Origin of the sequence: Bacillus sp. z60-11 (genome assembly GCF_046464135.1) — a bacterium.
GTDB lineage: Bacteria > Bacillota > Bacilli > Bacillales > Bacillaceae > Bacillus > Bacillus sonorensis_A.
The window spans coordinates 1,086,455-1,103,761 of record NZ_JBIYSN010000001.1 but is presented as its reverse complement, the minus strand read 5'-3'; the positions used below and the strand labels follow the sequence as shown (position 1 = coordinate 1,103,761).

Annotated in this window: 14 protein-coding genes and 1 pseudogene; 13 read left to right on the top strand and 2 right to left on the bottom strand. The window is 46.6% G+C overall.

Translation table 11 applies throughout. The features are described from left to right. Positions 1 to 24: 24 nt before the first annotated feature. The 13 genes and pseudogenes from ACINLD_RS05765 (at position 25) to ACINLD_RS05705 (ending at position 15,005) form a co-directional block, all read left to right on the top strand. Positions 25 to 1,203, top strand: coding sequence for an NAD(P)/FAD-dependent oxidoreductase (locus ACINLD_RS05765; RefSeq protein WP_026587339.1), 1,179 nt, complete (start codon positions 25 to 27; stop codon positions 1,201 to 1,203). Positions 1,204 to 1,399: 196 nt separating this feature from the next. Next, positions 1,400 to 1,957 carry a hypothetical protein gene (locus ACINLD_RS05760; RefSeq protein ID WP_026587338.1) on the top strand — a complete coding sequence of 186 codons (558 nt, stop codon included), beginning with the start codon at positions 1,400 to 1,402 and terminating at the stop codon, positions 1,955 to 1,957. Between the two features lie 141 nt (positions 1,958 to 2,098). Continuing rightward, positions 2,099 to 2,704: a TetR/AcrR family transcriptional regulator gene (locus ACINLD_RS05755; protein ID WP_026587337.1), complete on the top strand. Its 606-nt coding sequence runs from the start codon at positions 2,099 to 2,101 to the stop codon at positions 2,702 to 2,704. Then, positions 2,697 to 3,551 (top strand): ABC transporter ATP-binding protein, encoded by an 855-nt coding sequence (locus ACINLD_RS05750; RefSeq protein ID WP_026587336.1) that lies wholly within the window; start codon positions 2,697 to 2,699, stop codon positions 3,549 to 3,551. The genes ACINLD_RS05755 and ACINLD_RS05750 overlap by 8 nt, the downstream gene beginning before the upstream one ends. A 5-nt stretch (positions 3,552 to 3,556) precedes the next feature. After that, positions 3,557 to 4,258 carry an ABC transporter permease gene (locus ACINLD_RS05745; RefSeq protein WP_051290412.1) on the top strand — a complete coding sequence of 234 codons (702 nt, stop codon included), beginning with the start codon at positions 3,557 to 3,559 and terminating at the stop codon, positions 4,256 to 4,258. After that, entirely contained in the window at positions 4,255 to 4,950 is a 696-nt protein-coding gene (locus ACINLD_RS05740; RefSeq protein WP_077736671.1) for a hypothetical protein, read from the top strand. Before ACINLD_RS05745 ends, ACINLD_RS05740 begins: the two co-directional genes overlap by 4 nt. Positions 4,951 to 5,011: 61 nt before the next feature. Next, the gene (gene dacB, locus ACINLD_RS05735) at positions 5,012 to 6,490 is read left to right on the top strand and encodes a D-alanyl-D-alanine carboxypeptidase/D-alanyl-D-alanine-endopeptidase (protein ID WP_077736672.1); all 1,479 of its coding nucleotides are present in this window, start codon (positions 5,012 to 5,014) and stop codon (positions 6,488 to 6,490) included. Positions 6,491 to 6,615: 125 nt separating this feature from the next. Continuing rightward, positions 6,616 to 8,109 carry a glycosyltransferase gene (locus tag ACINLD_RS05730; RefSeq protein ID WP_179115721.1) on the top strand — a complete coding sequence of 498 codons (1,494 nt, stop codon included), beginning with the start codon at positions 6,616 to 6,618 and terminating at the stop codon, positions 8,107 to 8,109. 297 nt (positions 8,110 to 8,406) lie between these two features. Next, entirely contained in the window at positions 8,407 to 10,632 is a 2,226-nt protein-coding gene (pflB, locus tag ACINLD_RS05725) for a formate C-acetyltransferase (RefSeq protein ID WP_077736674.1), read from the top strand. A 53-nt stretch (positions 10,633 to 10,685) separates the two neighbouring features. Further along, positions 10,686 to 11,420: a pyruvate formate-lyase-activating protein gene (gene pflA / locus ACINLD_RS05720; RefSeq protein WP_077736675.1), complete on the top strand. Its 735-nt coding sequence runs from the start codon at positions 10,686 to 10,688 to the stop codon at positions 11,418 to 11,420. Positions 11,421 to 11,534: 114 nt separating this feature from the next. Next, positions 11,535 to 12,737, top strand: a complete 1,203-nt coding sequence (locus ACINLD_RS05715; protein WP_077736676.1) for a DHH family phosphoesterase — start codon at positions 11,535 to 11,537, stop codon at positions 12,735 to 12,737. Between the two features lie 123 nt (positions 12,738 to 12,860). Continuing rightward, positions 12,861 to 14,009: pseudogene (locus tag ACINLD_RS05710) on the top strand (glycoside hydrolase family 10 protein); the annotation flags it as partial. A gap of 138 nt (positions 14,010 to 14,147) precedes the next feature. Beyond that, entirely contained in the window at positions 14,148 to 15,005 is an 858-nt protein-coding gene (locus ACINLD_RS05705; RefSeq protein WP_077736678.1) for a GRP family sugar transporter, read from the top strand. Between the two features lie 27 nt (positions 15,006 to 15,032). On the opposite strand, the gene ACINLD_RS05700 is transcribed toward ACINLD_RS05705, so the two are convergent. After that, complete coding sequence (locus ACINLD_RS05700) at positions 15,033 to 15,758, bottom strand: endonuclease/exonuclease/phosphatase family protein (protein WP_142246116.1); 726 nt, start codon at positions 15,756 to 15,758, stop codon at positions 15,033 to 15,035. Positions 15,759 to 15,919: 161 nt separating this feature from the next. Beyond that, entirely contained in the window at positions 15,920 to 17,101 is a 1,182-nt protein-coding gene (alr, locus tag ACINLD_RS05695) for an alanine racemase (protein ID WP_026587317.1), read from the bottom strand. Positions 17,102 to 17,307 lie beyond the last annotated feature (206 nt).

Here is a 17,307-nt window from a genome sequence, read left to right as displayed (position 1 = left end):
TAGAATAAGGACGGAGGATTTACGATGTCAAAACATATTGTCATTTTAGGCGCTGGTTACGGCGGATTACTGTCCGCTTTAACAGTACGCAAACATTACAGTAAAGAAGAAGCAACAGTTACAGTGGTTAACCAATACCCAACACACCAAATCATCACAGAACTGCATCGCCTGGCAGCGGGCAACGTTTCTGAACAAGCGATCGCCATGCCGCTTACAAAGCTTTTCAAAGGAAAAGACATCGATCTTAAAATCGCGAAAGTCAATTCTTTCTCAGTCGACAAAAAAGAAGTCGCCCTTTCTGACGGCTCAACTTTAACGTATGATGCGCTTGTTGTCGGTCTTGGATCTGTCACAGCCTACTTCGGCATCCCTGGACTTGAAGAAAACAGCATGGTGCTGAAATCCGCAAACGATGCGAACAAAATCTTCAAGCATGTTGAAGAACGAGTGGCGGAATACGCCAAAACAAAAAATGAAGCTGACGCGACAATCTTAATCGGCGGCGGCGGACTGACCGGTGTTGAACTTGTCGGCGAACTGGCTGACATCATGCCGAACCTTGCCAAAAGCTACGGTGTAGATCCTAAAGAAATCAAGCTGAAATTGGTCGAAGCCGGTCCGAAAATCCTGCCTGTGCTTCCTGACGAGCTGATCGAACGCGCGACAAAAAGCCTTGAAAAACGCGGCGTTGAATTTTTAACAGGTCTTCCTGTCACAAATGTGGAAGGAAACGTCGTTGATTTGAAAGACGGTCAAAAAATCGTCACAAACACATTCGTCTGGACCGGCGGTGTTCAAGGTAATCCGCTTATCGGCGAATCAGGACTTGAAGTCAACCGCGGACGCGCGACTGTCAACGACTTCCTTCAATCTACATCCCACGAAGATGTATTTGTTGCAGGAGACAGTGCCGTTGTCTTTGGTCCGGATGGCCGTCCATACCCTCCGACAGCGCAAATCGCTTGGCAAATGGGCGAGCTGATCGGCTACAACTTATATGCATACTTAGAAAACAAATCAATGGAAACATTCAGCCCTGTAAACTCAGGGACGCTTGCAAGCCTTGGCCGCAAAGACGCGGTTGCCGTGATCGGCGCAAACAGCACGTCTCTTAAAGGCCTGCCTGCTTCATTGATGAAAGAAGCGAGCAATGTCCGTTACCTGAGCCATATTAAAGGTCTGTTCAGCTTAGCTTATTAATGTAAAGGAAGCGCTACTTATAGTTTAAACTATAAGTGGCGCTTTTTTTGCTTCAAATTTGACGGGTAAATGAAAATGTTGTGAAAACTATGACACAAAAAATGCCGCACAGATTTTACTGACGGGAAGGCCTTGATGATTTTTTTCAGGCAACATAGACATGTACCGAAAGAATGAGAACTAGGAGGTAAAACACATGAAAATGCTGAAAGTACCTGCTCCTCTTCATGAATTGTTCGGCAAGAGAATTGCTGTATCTGAGTTATGTTTAACACTTTTGTTTGCCATGGGGATGTCCTCGCTTCTGTTAACTGCTTCATATTCAGGGTGGCAGCATTTTCACATATGGCAAAGCTTGCTGCTGGCGGCATTAACCATTGATATCACAGGCGGAGTGATCGCCAATTTTTCTTCTTCCACAAACCGCTATTACAAAGAAAATGCGAAAGCCCGGCTCGTATTTATTTTGATTCATATCCAGCCGATCGTTCTTGGATGGTTATTTACTCCATATATGCGGATCTGCTTTTCTGCATGGGGCTACACCGTCATATCAGCGTTGTTTATCAATGCTTTAACCAGACATCCAAGACAAAGGATCACAGGGGCATTTTTTGCGATGTCCGGCATTTGTCTGCTCCTTTTATTTTCAAATTTGCTTCCGAACATTCTCACGATCCTTTTGTCCTTATATATCTTTAAAGTCATTTTTGCATTTGCAGTTGACCATGACGGACGAAATTCCCTTTCATAGCGCTGGAACATGCGCTCCCCGACTATTCAGCTCCCACTTCCTTTTGCAATAAAAAGGGATTGACACATGAAAAGAAAAAGCGCATTATTATGAATATAAAATAAAAATATTCATATGTTTTTAAAATAAGGAGAGAGCACGATGCCGAAGTTTAGCGAAAAAGAAAAAGAAACCATCCGTTTAAAGCTGTTACAAGCCGGAAGAGAGCAGTTTGCACAATGGGGGCTGAAAAAAACGAGCGTCAGTGATTTGACAAAAGCTGCGGGCATCGCCCAAGGGTCGTTCTATTTATTTTTCGCCTCAAAAGAGGAGCTGTATTTTGAGATTTTGCAGGAGGAGGAACGAAAGCTTCGCTCTAAAATTGAAGCGTCTTTCGCGAAAACGGGGCAGACATTTGCACAGTTCTTGCGGGAAGCGCTCGCACTATTGGAAGACAATCCATACATTCGGCAAATGTATGATGAAGAATTAATGGAAGCTCTCTTCCGCAAGCTTCCGGAAGAGAAGCTGAAGGAGCATTTCACAAGTGATGAAGATTTTTTTAAACCGTTGATCATCAACGCCCAGGAAAACGGCTGGCTCATCAGAAAAAAGCCGGAAACGATCATCAGCCTGATCCGTTCCCTTGTTCTTTTATCCTTTCAAAAAAGAACGATCGGAGCAGAACATTACGAGGAAACGATGGACTTATTCATCGAATTAATCGGACAGGGACTTTCAGGCAAGGGGGCAGAACAGCGTGATTGAAGTCAGCGGGCTTTGTTTCACATACCCCGGACAAACAAAACCGGTCTTGAAAGACATCGACTTTTCGATCCGGAAGGGTGAAATTTTCGGATTTCTCGGACCGTCCGGCGCCGGAAAAAGCACGATACAAAAAATACTGATCGGCATTTTAAAACGATATGACGGGCGCGTCAGTGTCATGGGGGAGGAACTTCACCGCGCCGGCAGCTCGTTTTACGAAAAAATCGGCGTCGCCTTTGAATTTCCCAATTTCTATAATCGATTGACGGCGCTGGAAAATCTCAGCCTTTTTCGTTCCCTTTATGCTTCTGAAACAGAAGATCTTGAGGCTCTGCTCAAAATGACCGGCCTTCAAAATGACGGCAGGACGAAGGTATCCGATTTCTCAAAAGGCATGAAAATGAGACTTAACTTTTGCAGGGCGCTCCTCAATAAGCCGGAACTTTTGTTTTTAGACGAACCGACTTCAGGGCTTGATCCCGTTCACGCCAAGCAACTCAAAAATCTGATCCTGATGAAAAAAGCGGAAGGGAAGACGATTCTGATCACGACGCACCATATGAATGTCGCTGAAGAAATCTGCGACCGTGTGGCGTTTATCGTAGACGGAAGAGTAGCGCTGATTGATTCCCCGCGCACTCTGAAAGTCCAAAAAGGGAAACGGCTGGTCAAAGTCGAGTACCGCAGGCGGGAACAACTGCAGACCGCCCATTTTGAACTCGATCAAATCGGGGACAATTCACAGTTTTTGAACTTGATCCAAAGCCATCCGGTCGAGACGATTCATTCACAGGAAGCTTCGCTTGAAGATATTTTTATTGATGTGACGGGGAGGCGTTTAAAGTGAGGCTTATGTCCGCCTTTCGGCATGATGTCAAGCTGCAGGCGAAGCACGGATTTTATTATGCTTACTTGCTGATCAGCGCGGCATACATCGTGTTCCTGCAATTTCTTCCGAAGGGGCATCAGGAATCGGTCAATGTCGTACTGACTTTTTCTGATCCGAGTGTATTGGGCTTTTTCTTCATCGGCGGTCTCGTTTTATTGGAAAAAGGGCAAAACATTTTGGACAGTCTGTTTGTGACACCGCTGAGACCTGAGGAATACATCCTGTCGAAAACGGCATCGCTGTCCTTATTGTCGCTTGTATCAAGCTATTTGATCCACAGCAGTGTTTTTGGTTTCGGCACAAACGCCGTGTTGTTTTTGTCAGGCGTTCTTTTAACATCATTTTTTTTCACACAGATCGGTTTGGGATTGGCTGTCCGGTGTGTGACATTGAATGGATTTTTCTTTTTGTCCACTCTCTGCACACTGGTGTTCATTCTCCCATTGTTTGAGACAGTCGGGTTATGGAAGAGTCCGCTTTTTTACCTTCTGCCGTCAAAAGCGTCTTTGCTGCTTTTAGAAGCCGCATTTCACCCGCTCGGCAAATGGGAGCTGGCCTACTGTTTGTTCCTCCTGTTGCTTTGGAATGGTGCCGCCTTTTTATGGACGCGGCATTCTGTGAGAACGTTCATCACATTCAAGCTTGGCGGAGGTGAGAAGCGATGATGAAAATCATCCAGCTGATCCGCGGAGATATGAAACAGATTTGCCGCGACTCAATGCTTGCTTTTTATGGACTGGCGCCGCTGCTGTTGATCATCGTCATACGTTTCGGCGAACCGGTGGCGGCGAAAATGACGGGAGTGGATGCCGCTGTATGCCACCGGCTGGTCATAAGCTTTGCCATGCTCTTGATTCCGCTGATTCTCGGCATCATGTCAGGATTTATCCTGCTGGATGAACGCGACGACAATCTAATCCAGTATTTTGCCGTCACACCGCTTTCAAAGCGCGGTTATTTAATGATCCGGCTTGCCTTCCCGATGTTAGTGACCCTCTGCTATGGCATGATTCTCTTGTTGTGGGAGAGCGGACACCCGCTTCATCTCTTTTTCGCGCTTTCGATGATCACACTCGAAGCTCCGCTGTATACGCTGCTTTTGGCGGCTTATGCTTCCAATAAAGTCGAAGGATTGGCTTTGATGAAAGGGTTCAGCCTTATGGCATTTACACCAGCGTTCGCCTTTTTCATTCCAGAACCATGGCAGTTTTTCGGGATCATCACACCGACTTATTGGACAGCCAATACCTATCTCGCCGGGTCGCATGTTCTCTTGTTCGGCGGATTGGGAATCGTTTTTCATTTATTGATGCTGTATGGCTTATATCGAAGGTTTATATTGAAAACAGATCATTAAATCGTATATCCCGCCCGTTTTTGCAATAAAGTATTAAACAGAATGGGAGGCGGGAACAAGGATGAAAACATATGTAAAACTTGTCTTATGCATCGTGATGATATTGGCGCCGGGTTTAAACATTCGCGGGGAAGAACCGGCCGTCATTGCCGCAGAAGATGGCGGCGGAATCCAGCATGCCATTGACCGGCTGTTAGAACAGGACCCGGATTTACAAGGCGCCCTCGCAGGGATCAGTGTCAGATCTCTGTCCACCGGCAAAATCCTCTACGGCCACATGGGGGATATTCGCCTCAGACCTGCTTCCAATTTGAAGCTTTTAACAGCGGCGGCCGCGCTCTCTGTGCTTGGTGAAGACTATTCCTTCAAGACAGAGGTTTTGACAGACGGCGTTCAGCGCGGCAAAACACTGAAAGGAAACCTGTATCTAAAAGGAAAAGGTGATCCGACATTGTTAACAAAAGACTTTGAGGAGATGGCTGAAAACATTCGCAAAAAAGGGATCACTTCAATTCGCGGACACCTTGTCGGAGATGACACCTGGTATAATGATGTCCGCTATTCCAGCGACCTGGCCTGGAGCGATGAAGATCAGTATTACGGCGCCCAGGTGTCTGCTTTAACAGCCTCGCCAAACGAAGATTATGATGCAGGCACAGTCATTCTCGAGGTGACCCCGGGCAGCAAAGCCGGAAAAAAACCAGCGGTGGCCGTTTCCCCCAAGACAAACGTTGTCAACGTCGTTAATCATGCCAAAACTGTCCCCGAGGGCAAAAAGAAGGACATCGAAGTGAAAAGGGACCACGGTACAAACACGATCTATATTCAAGGAACCATTCCGCAGGGAGCATCAAAAGTCAGGCAATGGGTTGCTGTTTGGGAGACTTCCCGTTATGCGCTCGATTTATTTAAAAAGGCGCTTCACCGCCAAGACATTCACATCCTCGGAGACGCAAAAATCGGTGAAACACCGAAGAATGCGGAGCTCATGACGGTTCATCAATCCATGCCGCTGTCAGAACTGATGATCCCTTTTATGAAGCTGAGCAACAACGGCCATGCCGAAACATTGGTCAAGGAAATGGGGAGAACGGTGAAAAAAGAAGGCAGCTGGGAAAAGGGACTTGAAGTGATGAGAACAGAGCTTGAAGCGCTTGGTGTTGATACAGATGCATTGCTGCTTAGAGACGGTTCGGGAATTTCTCATATCAATCTCCTTTCCGCTCATCAGATCACCAAGCTTTTGTATTCCGTCCAACATGAAGAATGGTTTTCCTCTTACATCCGTTCACTGCCCGTAAGCGGGGCAAGCGACAGAATGGTCGGCGGAACGCTTCGGAACCGATTGACAAACCCTTCGGTCAAAGGCAAAGTCAGAGCCAAAACAGGATCGCTTTCAACTGTGAGCTCATTATCGGGCTATATCGACACCAAAAGCGGAGACACATTGATCTTCTCCATCCTTTTAAACCAGCTGCTGGATGATGAAAAAGGGCAAGAGATCGAAGACAGGATCGCCGAAATATTAGCCGCTTCATAAACAACACCCATTTCCCAATCGGAAAAGGGTGTTTTCGGTGTTTATTGCGTACTTTTTTCGCTTTCGGCCATATAATGCTATGGGAGTGGGTTCCGATAAATTTAACAACAGATAGGGGGAAACATATGAAAATATTGCTTGCTTATTATCGGTATTCTCCACACACAAACGGCCCATCCACCTATATTGATACACTTCGAAAAAGCTTAGAAGAAAAAGGACACACCGTCGATCTTATGTCACATGATAAAAGCTGGCTGAACATTCAAATCACAGATCAGCAGTCAGCAGATAAACACAGCATGAAACGCGAGCTCATCCGCCGCTTTCAAACATCCTACACAGCAAAATATCCGCTGTGGATCTATTGGAGGGAAATGGAGCGCTACAGCCTGGAACAAGCTATTAAGCAGTTTGACATGAGCGGCTACGATGTCATCCACTGTCACGATTTTATGACGGCCAGAGCGATGGCCCGTTCCAAGCCCCCGCATATTCCGCTGATCGTATCGCTTCATAATTTTAAATATCACGAGGCAAAAGTAACCGGTGAATTTTACAATAAAACGGAACGTGAACAGCAGTATATGAAAATGGAAGAATGCCTGGGGGCGATGTCAGGCGACATTGTTGCCGTTCCCTGCCAGTGGCTGAAAAAACAGCTGATCCAAATCGGTGTCACCCCGTCCAAAATTCAAGTCATTCCATACGGCATCGTCAAGGAACCCTTTATCGAAAATGAACATCCGGCGAAAAAAAGCCGAGATGAAGGCAAAAAAACCATCCTCTGCCCGGCCCGGCTGGTACCGGTAAAAGGGCACCGCTACCTGATTGAAGCCCTTTCCAAACTCAGCCGAGAACGGAAGGATTTTCACTGCCTGCTGGCGGGGGAGGGGCCGGAATTGGAAGCTTTGCAGCGTACAGCCGAACAGCTCGACATCGGGGCAGCCATTTCCTTTCTCGGAAAACGGCATGACATACCTCACTTAATGAACGGCAGCGATATCATTGTTTTGCCTTCACTGCATGATACTTTTCCGCTTGTGATCCTGGAAGGCCAATTTTCCGCAAAACCGATCCTGGCCGCAGAAGCAGGCGGCATAAAAGAAATCATCAAAGACGGCGCTGACGGATTGCTCGTTCCCACAGGCAACAGTGATGCACTTGCGGAAAAGCTGCGGCATTTGCTGGACGATGACGCCTTCCGCTCACAATTGGGAAGACGGGCGCGAGAAAAAGCCATGAAATATTGGGATATCAGCGTCCACATGGCATCGATGGAAAGGCTGTACCTAAAGTGCCAAGTCGGACAGCCTGCCTCCCATGAACCTTCATCCGGAACAGAGCCTGATGTGGAGATCCTAAAGCAAATTGACCCGGGCATAACCGATCAACCCGGTTTTATTCTATCAGGAGAAATCCCGACGGACTTGAAAAGCCAGCTCAGGGAGCGGCAGCATTACATTCATGTCTATGACCTGTCAGGTGTTCTGCTGCAAACAAAGGCAGTCGAGCCGGAAGGAGTTTATGAGTTTCACCATCTCCCCGCCGGCAGCTATGTATTGAAAAGTACGCTTGAATCGTTCGGCAACCAAACGATCTCTGTCGGTTGCCGATAAGGCTCGCCTCCCGAATAAGCCGGCCATTCAGTCACCGGCTTATTTGTGTGATCCAAACAGAGCTATACATATTTTATATAACAGTTTAGTGGAAAAGCTACTTATTATAGTACATTGTCATTCTGTAAACCAACGCTCTAACACGTTAAATAGTAGATGTTCAAAGAACTTTCGCAAACTTGTTAAGTATTTCACAAGATTTTGTGACTTTTTTCACATTCAAGTCTGTTATATTAACCATAAGATATAGAGGTAACAGCTGTTATATTAAATTGATTCAAAAAGAGGTGGATGAAAATGGAACAATGGAAGGGTTTCACTGAAAATGTGTGGCAAAAAGAAGTCAATGTCCGGGACTTTATCCTCAGTAATATCGAGCCTTATCAGGGTGACGAATCGTTTCTCGAATCTCCAACAGAAGCCACAACAAGATTATGGGACCAAATCATGGATTTAAGCAAACAAGAGCGGGACAACGGCGGAGTCCTTGATATGGATACGGAAATCGTCTCCACGATCACATCTCACAATCCAGGATATTTGGACAAAGATTTAGAAAAAGTAGTCGGCGTCCAAACAGATGCACCGTTTAAGCGCTCGCTCCAGCCTTTCGGCGGCATCCGCATGGCGAAGCAGGCATGCGAGTCATACGGATTTAAGCTGGATGATGAAGTGGAAAGAATCTTTACAGATTATCGGAAAACCCATAACCAAGGTGTTTTTGACGCTTACACGGATGAAATGAAGCTTGCGCGAAAAGTCGGGATTATCACCGGGCTTCCTGATGCATACGGACGCGGACGCATCATTGGTGATTACCGCAGAGTCGCACTTTACGGCGTAGACTTTTTAATCAATGAAAAGAAGAAAGATGCAAAGGAAACCAGCCCGCTCATGTCGGAGGAAAATATCCGCCTGCGCGAAGAACTGTCTGAGCAGCTCCGTGCCTTGAATGAATTGAAGGCCATGGCATCAAGCTACGGCTATGATATTTCCCGCCCGGCCGCCGATGCAAAAGAGGCTTTTCAATGGCTCTACTTCGCGTACCTGGCAGCCATCAAAGAGCAAAATGGAGCCGCGATGAGCCTTGGCCGCGTATCGACTTTCCTTGATATTTACATCGAAAGAGATCTTAAAAACGGTGTGTTGACAGAACAGGAGGCCCAGGAGCTCGTCGACCACTTCGTCATGAAGCTGCGCCTGGTCAAATTCGCCCGCACACCTGAGTACAATGAATTGTTCAGCGGAGATCCGACCTGGGTGACAGAATCGATCGGAGGGATCGCACATGACGGACGGGCTCTTGTTACGAAAAACTCGTTCCGCTTTCTTCATACGCTTGATAACTTGGGGCCTGCACCTGAACCGAATTTGACCGTGCTTTGGTCTGTCAGGCTTCCTGAAAACTTTAAACACTACTGTGCGAAAATGTCGATTAAAACAAGCTCCATTCAATATGAAAATGATGATATCATGCGACCTGAATATGGCGATGATTACGGTATCGCCTGCTGTGTATCCGCAATGGAAATCGGCAAGCAAATGCAATTTTTCGGTGCCCGCGCCAACCTCGCGAAAGCGCTTCTTTACGCGATTAACGGCGGAAAAGATGAAAAACACAAGGTTCAAGTCGCACCTGAAATGCCGCCGGTCGCTTCAGATGTACTCGATTATGAAGAAGTCATGCACAAGTTTGATCAGACAATGGAATGGCTTGCCGCTCTGTACATCAACACGCTGAACATCATCCATTACATGCATGATAAGTACTCTTACGAAAGAATTGAAATGGCTCTGCATGATACAAACATTCTGCGGACAATGGCAACCGGTGTCGCGGGACTAAGCGTTGTGGCCGACTCGTTAAGCGCTATCAAATATGCCAAAGTAAAAGTGCTTCGCGATGAAAATGGCCTCGCTGTTGACTTTGAAACAGAAGGTGATTTCCCGAAATACGGTAACAATGATGATCGTGTGGACAGCATAGCTGTCGACATTGTCGAACGGTTTATGAAAAAGCTCCGCAAGCACCAAACGTACCGCGGGTCGCTTCATACGATATCGATTTTAACGATCACATCAAACGTTGTTTACGGCAAGAAAACGGGAAATACACCGGACGGACGGCGGGCCGGCGAACCGTTCGCCCCTGGTGCAAATCCGATGCACGGCCGCGATTCAAAAGGAACGCTCGCCTCTCTGTCTTCCGTGGCGAAATTGCCTTACAACTATGCAATGGACGGTATATCCAACACATTTTCCATCGTCCCGAAAGCGCTCGGCAAAGATGAAGAAACCCGCGCCGTTAATTTATCAAGCATTCTTGACGGCTATGCTGCAAAAACAGGACATCACTTAAATGTGAACGTCTTCAACAGAGAGACATTGCTTGATGCGATGGAACACCCTGAAAAATACCCGCAGCTGACCATCCGTGTATCAGGTTACGCGGTCAACTTCATTAAACTGACGAAAGAGCAGCAATTGGACGTGATCAGCAGAACATTCCATGAATCAATGTAAGCAATTGGGGCGAAGCTTTCCTGCTTCGCTCCCGGAAAAGAGGCGATCTTCACATGTTGGGAAACATTCATTCGATTGAGACCTTTGGTACGGTCGATGGCCCCGGGATTCGATACGTCATCTTTACACAAGGCTGTCTTTTACGCTGTCAATTTTGCCATAATGCAGATACTTGGGAGATTGGATCAGGAAAACAAATGTCGGTTTCTGAAATCGTCCGCGACATCCAATCGTACCTCCCGTTCATCCAATCATCGGGCGGCGGGATCACGGTCAGCGGAGGCGAGCCGCTGCTGCAGCTTCCCTTTATAACAGAGCTGTTCAAATCGTGTAAAAAGCACGGCATTCACACGGCTCTTGACTCTTCCGGCGGATGCTATTCAACAGCGTCCTCATTTCAAAAGCAGATCGCGGAATTGATGACATACACCGACCTTGTCCTGCTTGATATAAAACATATCGATCGAAAAAAGCATATCAAGCTGACAGGGATGGCGAACGACCACATTTTGGATTTCGCCGGCTTCTTAAACGACCATCAAGTTCCTGTCTGGATTCGTCATGTATTGGTTCCCGGCATCTCGGATATTGATGAAGATTTAATCGCGCTTGGCCGCTTTATCGGCACCCTGTCGAATGTTCAAAAAGTGGAAGTTCTGCCGTATCATAAGCTCGGCGTTTATAAATGGGAAGCGCTCGGAATCGAATACCCATTAAAAGGTATTGATCCCCCGGCTGAAGAGCGTGTCGAAAACGCCTACAGACTCTTAACCGCCCAAATCACATAACAGAGTATAAAACCGCTGCATTTTTACAATAGTAAAACAGATATCAGCTAAGAAAAGACGCCCGTCTCCAACAGGAGAATACAGGGCGAAAAAATAAGCAAGGTGGGCGGCAGCATGTACCATTTGTATTCTCATAATGATTTGGACGGAGTCGGCTGCGGAATCATCGCGAAAGTGGCGTTTGGCGAACAGGTGGAGGTCCGCTATAACTCTGTCACCGGGCTGGATATGCAAGTCGAACGGTTTTTGGACAGAGCGAAAGAAAAAGGGAAGCATCATGACGGATTATGGATAACCGATTTGTCCGTCCATCAGGAAAACGAAAAAAAGCTGAGCGAGTATTCGGAAGCCGGAGGAAAGGTCAAACTGATCGACCACCACAAAACGGCGCTCCATTTGAATGAGCACCCATGGGGCATGGTCAAAGTTCAATATGAAGACGGCCGGCTCGCTTCAGCCACATCGCTTTTTTATGAATATCTGCTGGACAACGGTCTCATCCCGCAATCAAAAGCTTTGGATCAATTTGTCGAACTGGTCCGTCAATACGACACCTGGGAATGGGAACAGGCGGGCAACCAGCAGGCGAAGCGTCTGAATGACTTGTTTTTTCTTGTGTCCATTGATGAATTTGAAGATAAAATGGTCCATCGTCTTAAGGAAAATGATGAGTTTTCTTTTGACGAATTCGAAGAAAAAATATTGGATATGGAAGAGGGAAAAATCGAACGATATATCCGCAGGAAGAGGCGGGAAATCGTGCAAACCTTCATCAATGCCCACTGTGTCGGCATCGTTCACGCTGAGGCTTACCATTCAGAGGTGGGAAACGAACTTGGTAAAACATACCCGCATCTCGACTACATTGCCATCTTAAATATGGGCGGCAAAAAGGTGAGCCTCCGCACGATTCACGATGATACCGATGTATCAGAAATCGCCGCCAGATTTGGCGGAGGAGGGCATGCTAAAGCGGCCGGCTGCCCGTTGACAGACGACGTGTTCAGACTGTATGTGACAGAGCCGTTCCCGATAGAGCCTTTGAGAGCGGACGCCTTCAAAAACATCTACAACCTGAAAGAGTCCGAATACGGATCACTTTATACAAACAGAGAAGAGGATCAATTTTTTCTTTTTCCGAGCGGCCGCGGGTGGAGGATCCAATTAAACGGTGTGACGCAAAATGAAACATTTGCTTCGTTTCAGGAAGCCGAACGGTTTATGAAAAGGAATTATGCGGCATGGCTCGTCAGGGATGAGGCCTATATCCGGTTTCTCATGCAGCAAATTCAACAGTTCATCAAACAAACAGACTAAGGCAGACGTTTTGCCTTAGTCTGTTTTTATATACAAATCGAACGGTTTGGCATATAATAGCAGAAAGTTCCGAATTTTCCGAAAGGGGAGATGTGCATGAAAGCGATGTGCGGCACAAGTCAAGCGAGAGAGCTGCGTGCGGTATGGATCGCCACCGTCACAAACATTGATTGGCCTTCAAAAAAAGGACTCACAGTGAGCCAGCAAAAAGAAGAATACATCAAATTGTTAAATGACGTTCAGGACATGGGAATGAACGCTGTCGTCGTCCAAATCAAGCCGACAGCCGACGCTTTTTATCCTTCGTCTTACGGTCCGTGGTCGGAATATTTGACTGGTATCCAAGGGAAAGACCCAGGATATGATCCGCTCTGTTTTTTGCTGGATGAAACACATCGAAGAAAGCTTGAATTTCATGCATGGTTCAACCCCTACCGGATCACGATGAATCATACGGATGTAAACAGGCTTTCCGCAGATCATCCGGCCAGAAAACATCCGGAATGGGTCGTCGCCTATGGCAGCCAGCTGTACTATAATCCCGGCATCCCCGAAGCACAGACCTTCATTGTAAAAGGTATTGAAGAAGTCGTCAAAAACTATGATATTGACGCCGTTCATATGGACGACTATTTTTATCCTTATAAAATCGCAGGTAAAGAATTTCCTGATCAGGACACATATGAGAAATACGGCAAGGACCGCTTTGCAAATATCGATGATTGGCGGCGGGACAACGTCAACCAGCTTGTCAAACAGATCAATGCCGCCATTAAGAAAGAAAAACCATGCGTCAAATTTGGCATCAGTCCATTCGGTGTGTGGAGAAACAAGGCGGATGATCCGACCGGTTCGAATACGACGGCCGGAATGACAAACTATGACGACCTTTATGCAGACACACGGGAATGGATCAAGCAGGGCTATCTTGATTATATTGCCCCGCAAATCTATTGGAGCATCGGTTTTGCACCAGCCAGCTATGACATATTGGTCGATTGGTGGAAACATGAAACGGAAGGTCGCCCCATTCATTTATATATTGGACAAGCGGCCTATAAGATCAACCAAAACGCTGATCCAGCATGGTCAGACCCTGAAGAATACCCAAGACAGATCGCATTAAACCGCTCTTCTGACATCCCGGGAAGCATTCATTTCAGCCTGAAGGATTTAAATCGAAACCCGCTCGGCATAAAGGACAGGTTGATCAATGACCTTTACCATCACCCGGCTCTCATTCCCGAGATGCCGTGGCTTGCCAGCTCCGCAAACCATGATCAATAAAAATCGATCTTCTTAAAACAAAAAATCCATTTTGATTTAATTCAAAGTGGATTTTTTGTTTTAAAATTCCCCTTTATGGCGCACCTTAATACATAAAGACTCTAAAGGAAAGGTTTTAATCAGATGGACATTTTCTTAGCAATTTTACCAGCAGTCTTCTGGGGAAGCATTGTTCTCTTCAATGTAAAACTCGGGGGAGGCCCTTACAGCCAAGTCCTCGGAACGACAATCGGAGCCTTAATCTTTTCAATCGGGGTCTATTTTGTCGTACAGCCTGAATTATCGCCGCGCATATTTGCCGTAGGCATTGTGTCCGGAGTGTTTTGGGCGCTCGGCCAAACCAATCAGCTGAGAAGCATTAAATTAATCGGCGTTTCCAAAACGATGCCGATTTCAACCGGGATGCAACTCGTATCCACATCGCTGTTCGGTGTTCTTGTATTTCATGAGTGGGCGACAACGATCTCCATCATCCTCGGCGTATTAGCGCTGATATTTATCATCGTCGGGATCATCTTGACATCGCTCGAAGACCGCAGCCGAAAAACAGAGGAAGCCACAGGCAACATGAAAAAAGGGATCATCATTTTGCTGATCTCCACTTTAGGCTACCTCGTCTATGTCGTTGTTGTCCGGTTCTTTGATGTCAGCGGCTGGGCCGCTCTGTTCCCACAGGCCATCGGTATGGTGGCCGGGGGCTTGATTTTAACATTCAGACACAAACCTTTTAATTTTTACGTGATCAAAAATATTATCCCCGGCTTAATCTGGGCGGCGGGAAACTTGTTTTTATTCATTTCTCAGCCGCGGGTCGGCGTGGCGACCAGCTTTTCATTGTCGCAAATGGGGATCGTCATTTCGACGCTCGGCGGCATTATTATACTCGGTGAAAAGAAGACGAAGCGGCAGCTGATCGGAATCGTCATCGGCATTATTTTGATTGTGACGGCCGGAGTCTTTTTAGGAATAGCCAAAGCATAAGCAGGACGGCTGATAATCAGCCGTCTTTTAAATGTCAATCCGTCCTAAGAGCGGCAGATGGTCGGATGCAGCCGGATCATTCGCCGCAACTTCAGCGGCTGACGCGTGAAGGGAGGGACTGATAAAGAGATAGTCCAGGCGCTTATTTGGACGATGCGACGGATAGGTGGATCCTTGGCCGTCTCCGGCTTCTTTCCAAACATCGCGTAGCTCTCCGGTGATTTTGTTCCAATCTCTTGAATGGGGTTTCATATTAAAGTCACCCATCACCACCGCCGGCTGTTCCCGTTTTCGGATTCTTTGCAGCAAAAAGTCTGTTTGCTTCCGGTGCAGAAATGGATTCAAACTCAAATGCGTCACAAAGATCCGTAAAATCCGTCCCCCGATTTCCACATCCGCTTCAAGCAGGGACCTTCCCTCGATGAGCCCCGCGATCAAGTTAAACAAATGATGCTGTTGTTGAACAATCGGAAAACGCGTCAACAAGGCATTGCCATACCGCCTTTTAGGTGTGGAGGGACCTGTGCTCAAGGAAAGTGACGGGCTGAACGCATGGTGCATCTTTAATTGCGATGCAAGCCAGCCGATTTGATCTTCGTAATGGCTTCTTTTGGAAAAATGTTGATCCACTTCATTCAATCCGACAATATCGGCATCGCTTTCAGCGATCACTTGAGCGATCCGTTCCAAATCCAACCTTTTATCAGAGCCTTTTCCATGATGGATATTAAATGTCATAATGGTGATGTTCATAAAATCCCGCCTGTTCTTTGTCATCTTAAAAGTATTTTGTCTCCGGATAAGGCAAAATATTCCACGAACTCTTCCTTATGGACAAGAAAAAACCCGACACGGATTTCTGTCGGGCGGCGGTGATGACAAATTGACGGCGATCTTCCAATGCCGATCAAAAGCTACACGTATAATACTGGAGTCGACACCTTCAAAATCTCACCATCGCGAATATAAATTCGAGGGACGCGGCGGCTTATAGTAGATACAACTTCATAATTAATCGTGTCAAGCATTTCGGCAACTTCATCAACGGTAATCTCAGCTCCCTTTTGCCGGCCGTAAATCACGACTTCCTCTCCTTGTTTACCTTCACTCTCTCCTAAACTAACCATGATCATGTCCATTGTCACTCTTCCTGCAACCGGCACTCGTCTTCCGCGATGAAGAACAACCCCTCGATTGGACAGTTCACGGGAATAACCGTCAGCATAGCCGACCGGGAGTGTAGCAATGACCTCCCCGGGGTCTGCAATGTATGTAGCACCATAGCTGACGGTCCGCGGTTCTGTCAACATTTTTTTCACATAAGCGATACGCGCCTTCAAACTTAAGGCAGGTGTAAGCTTCACGAGATCCAGCTGCTCGATATAGGCTGAAGGATATAATCCATACATACCTATACCTAAACGAATCATATCAGCACTAAATTCCGGGAAAGCGATAGATGCAGCCGTGTTATTCATATGAACTGCGGGCAGCTCAAAGCCTTGATCTTTTAGAAAACGAAGAAAACTGATAAATTTATCGTGCTGTACTCTTGTGAGTGTCGTATCCGGCTCATCGGCTGTGGAAAAATGTGTAAAAATCCCTTTCCATCTAAGGAATTTACTTGCCGTAAGTGCTTTCACGATTTCTAAAAGCTTTTCTTTTGTCCGTACACCTAATCGCCCCATGCCAGTATCCACATTAATATGGATATTCAACCTGTTCGTCTCCGCTTCATTTTCCAATATCTCGTTCGCTTCTTTAATCCAACCAACCTGAAATGCCGATAACGTAATATTCCAAGCTGCTGACTCTTTCACACATCTAAGGGGTGTAAAACCGAGCACAAGGATCGGTGCTTTAATCCCCGCTTTTCGTATTTCGATTCCTTCCTCCAGGCTGGCAACAGCGAGCTCACTCGCTCCATATTCCAGTGCATGGCGCGCCACTTCTACCGCCCCATGACCATAAGCGTTCGCTTTTACGACAGCCATAATGTTGCTCTTCTTTGGAATATGACGGCGAATGGCACGTAAATTTTTCTTAATGGCATCAAGATCGACTTCCACCCAAACTTCTCGGCAAAGCTTTTTCATCAACGCTTCCTTCCTTCTTAATAGAGTAGTATCAAGCGCATTTGTCCGTTTGATAAATTCCCTGACATCAATGGTTGGGTGCTTCCATCTCATTTTTATTCAACTTCACCTGAAATCATTCGACAGCAAACCTTTGAAATAGCAGGCAAGGCTGCATAGTGATACGTGAATTTAAACACGCATTAAGGAAAAAATGGCTTCCGGAA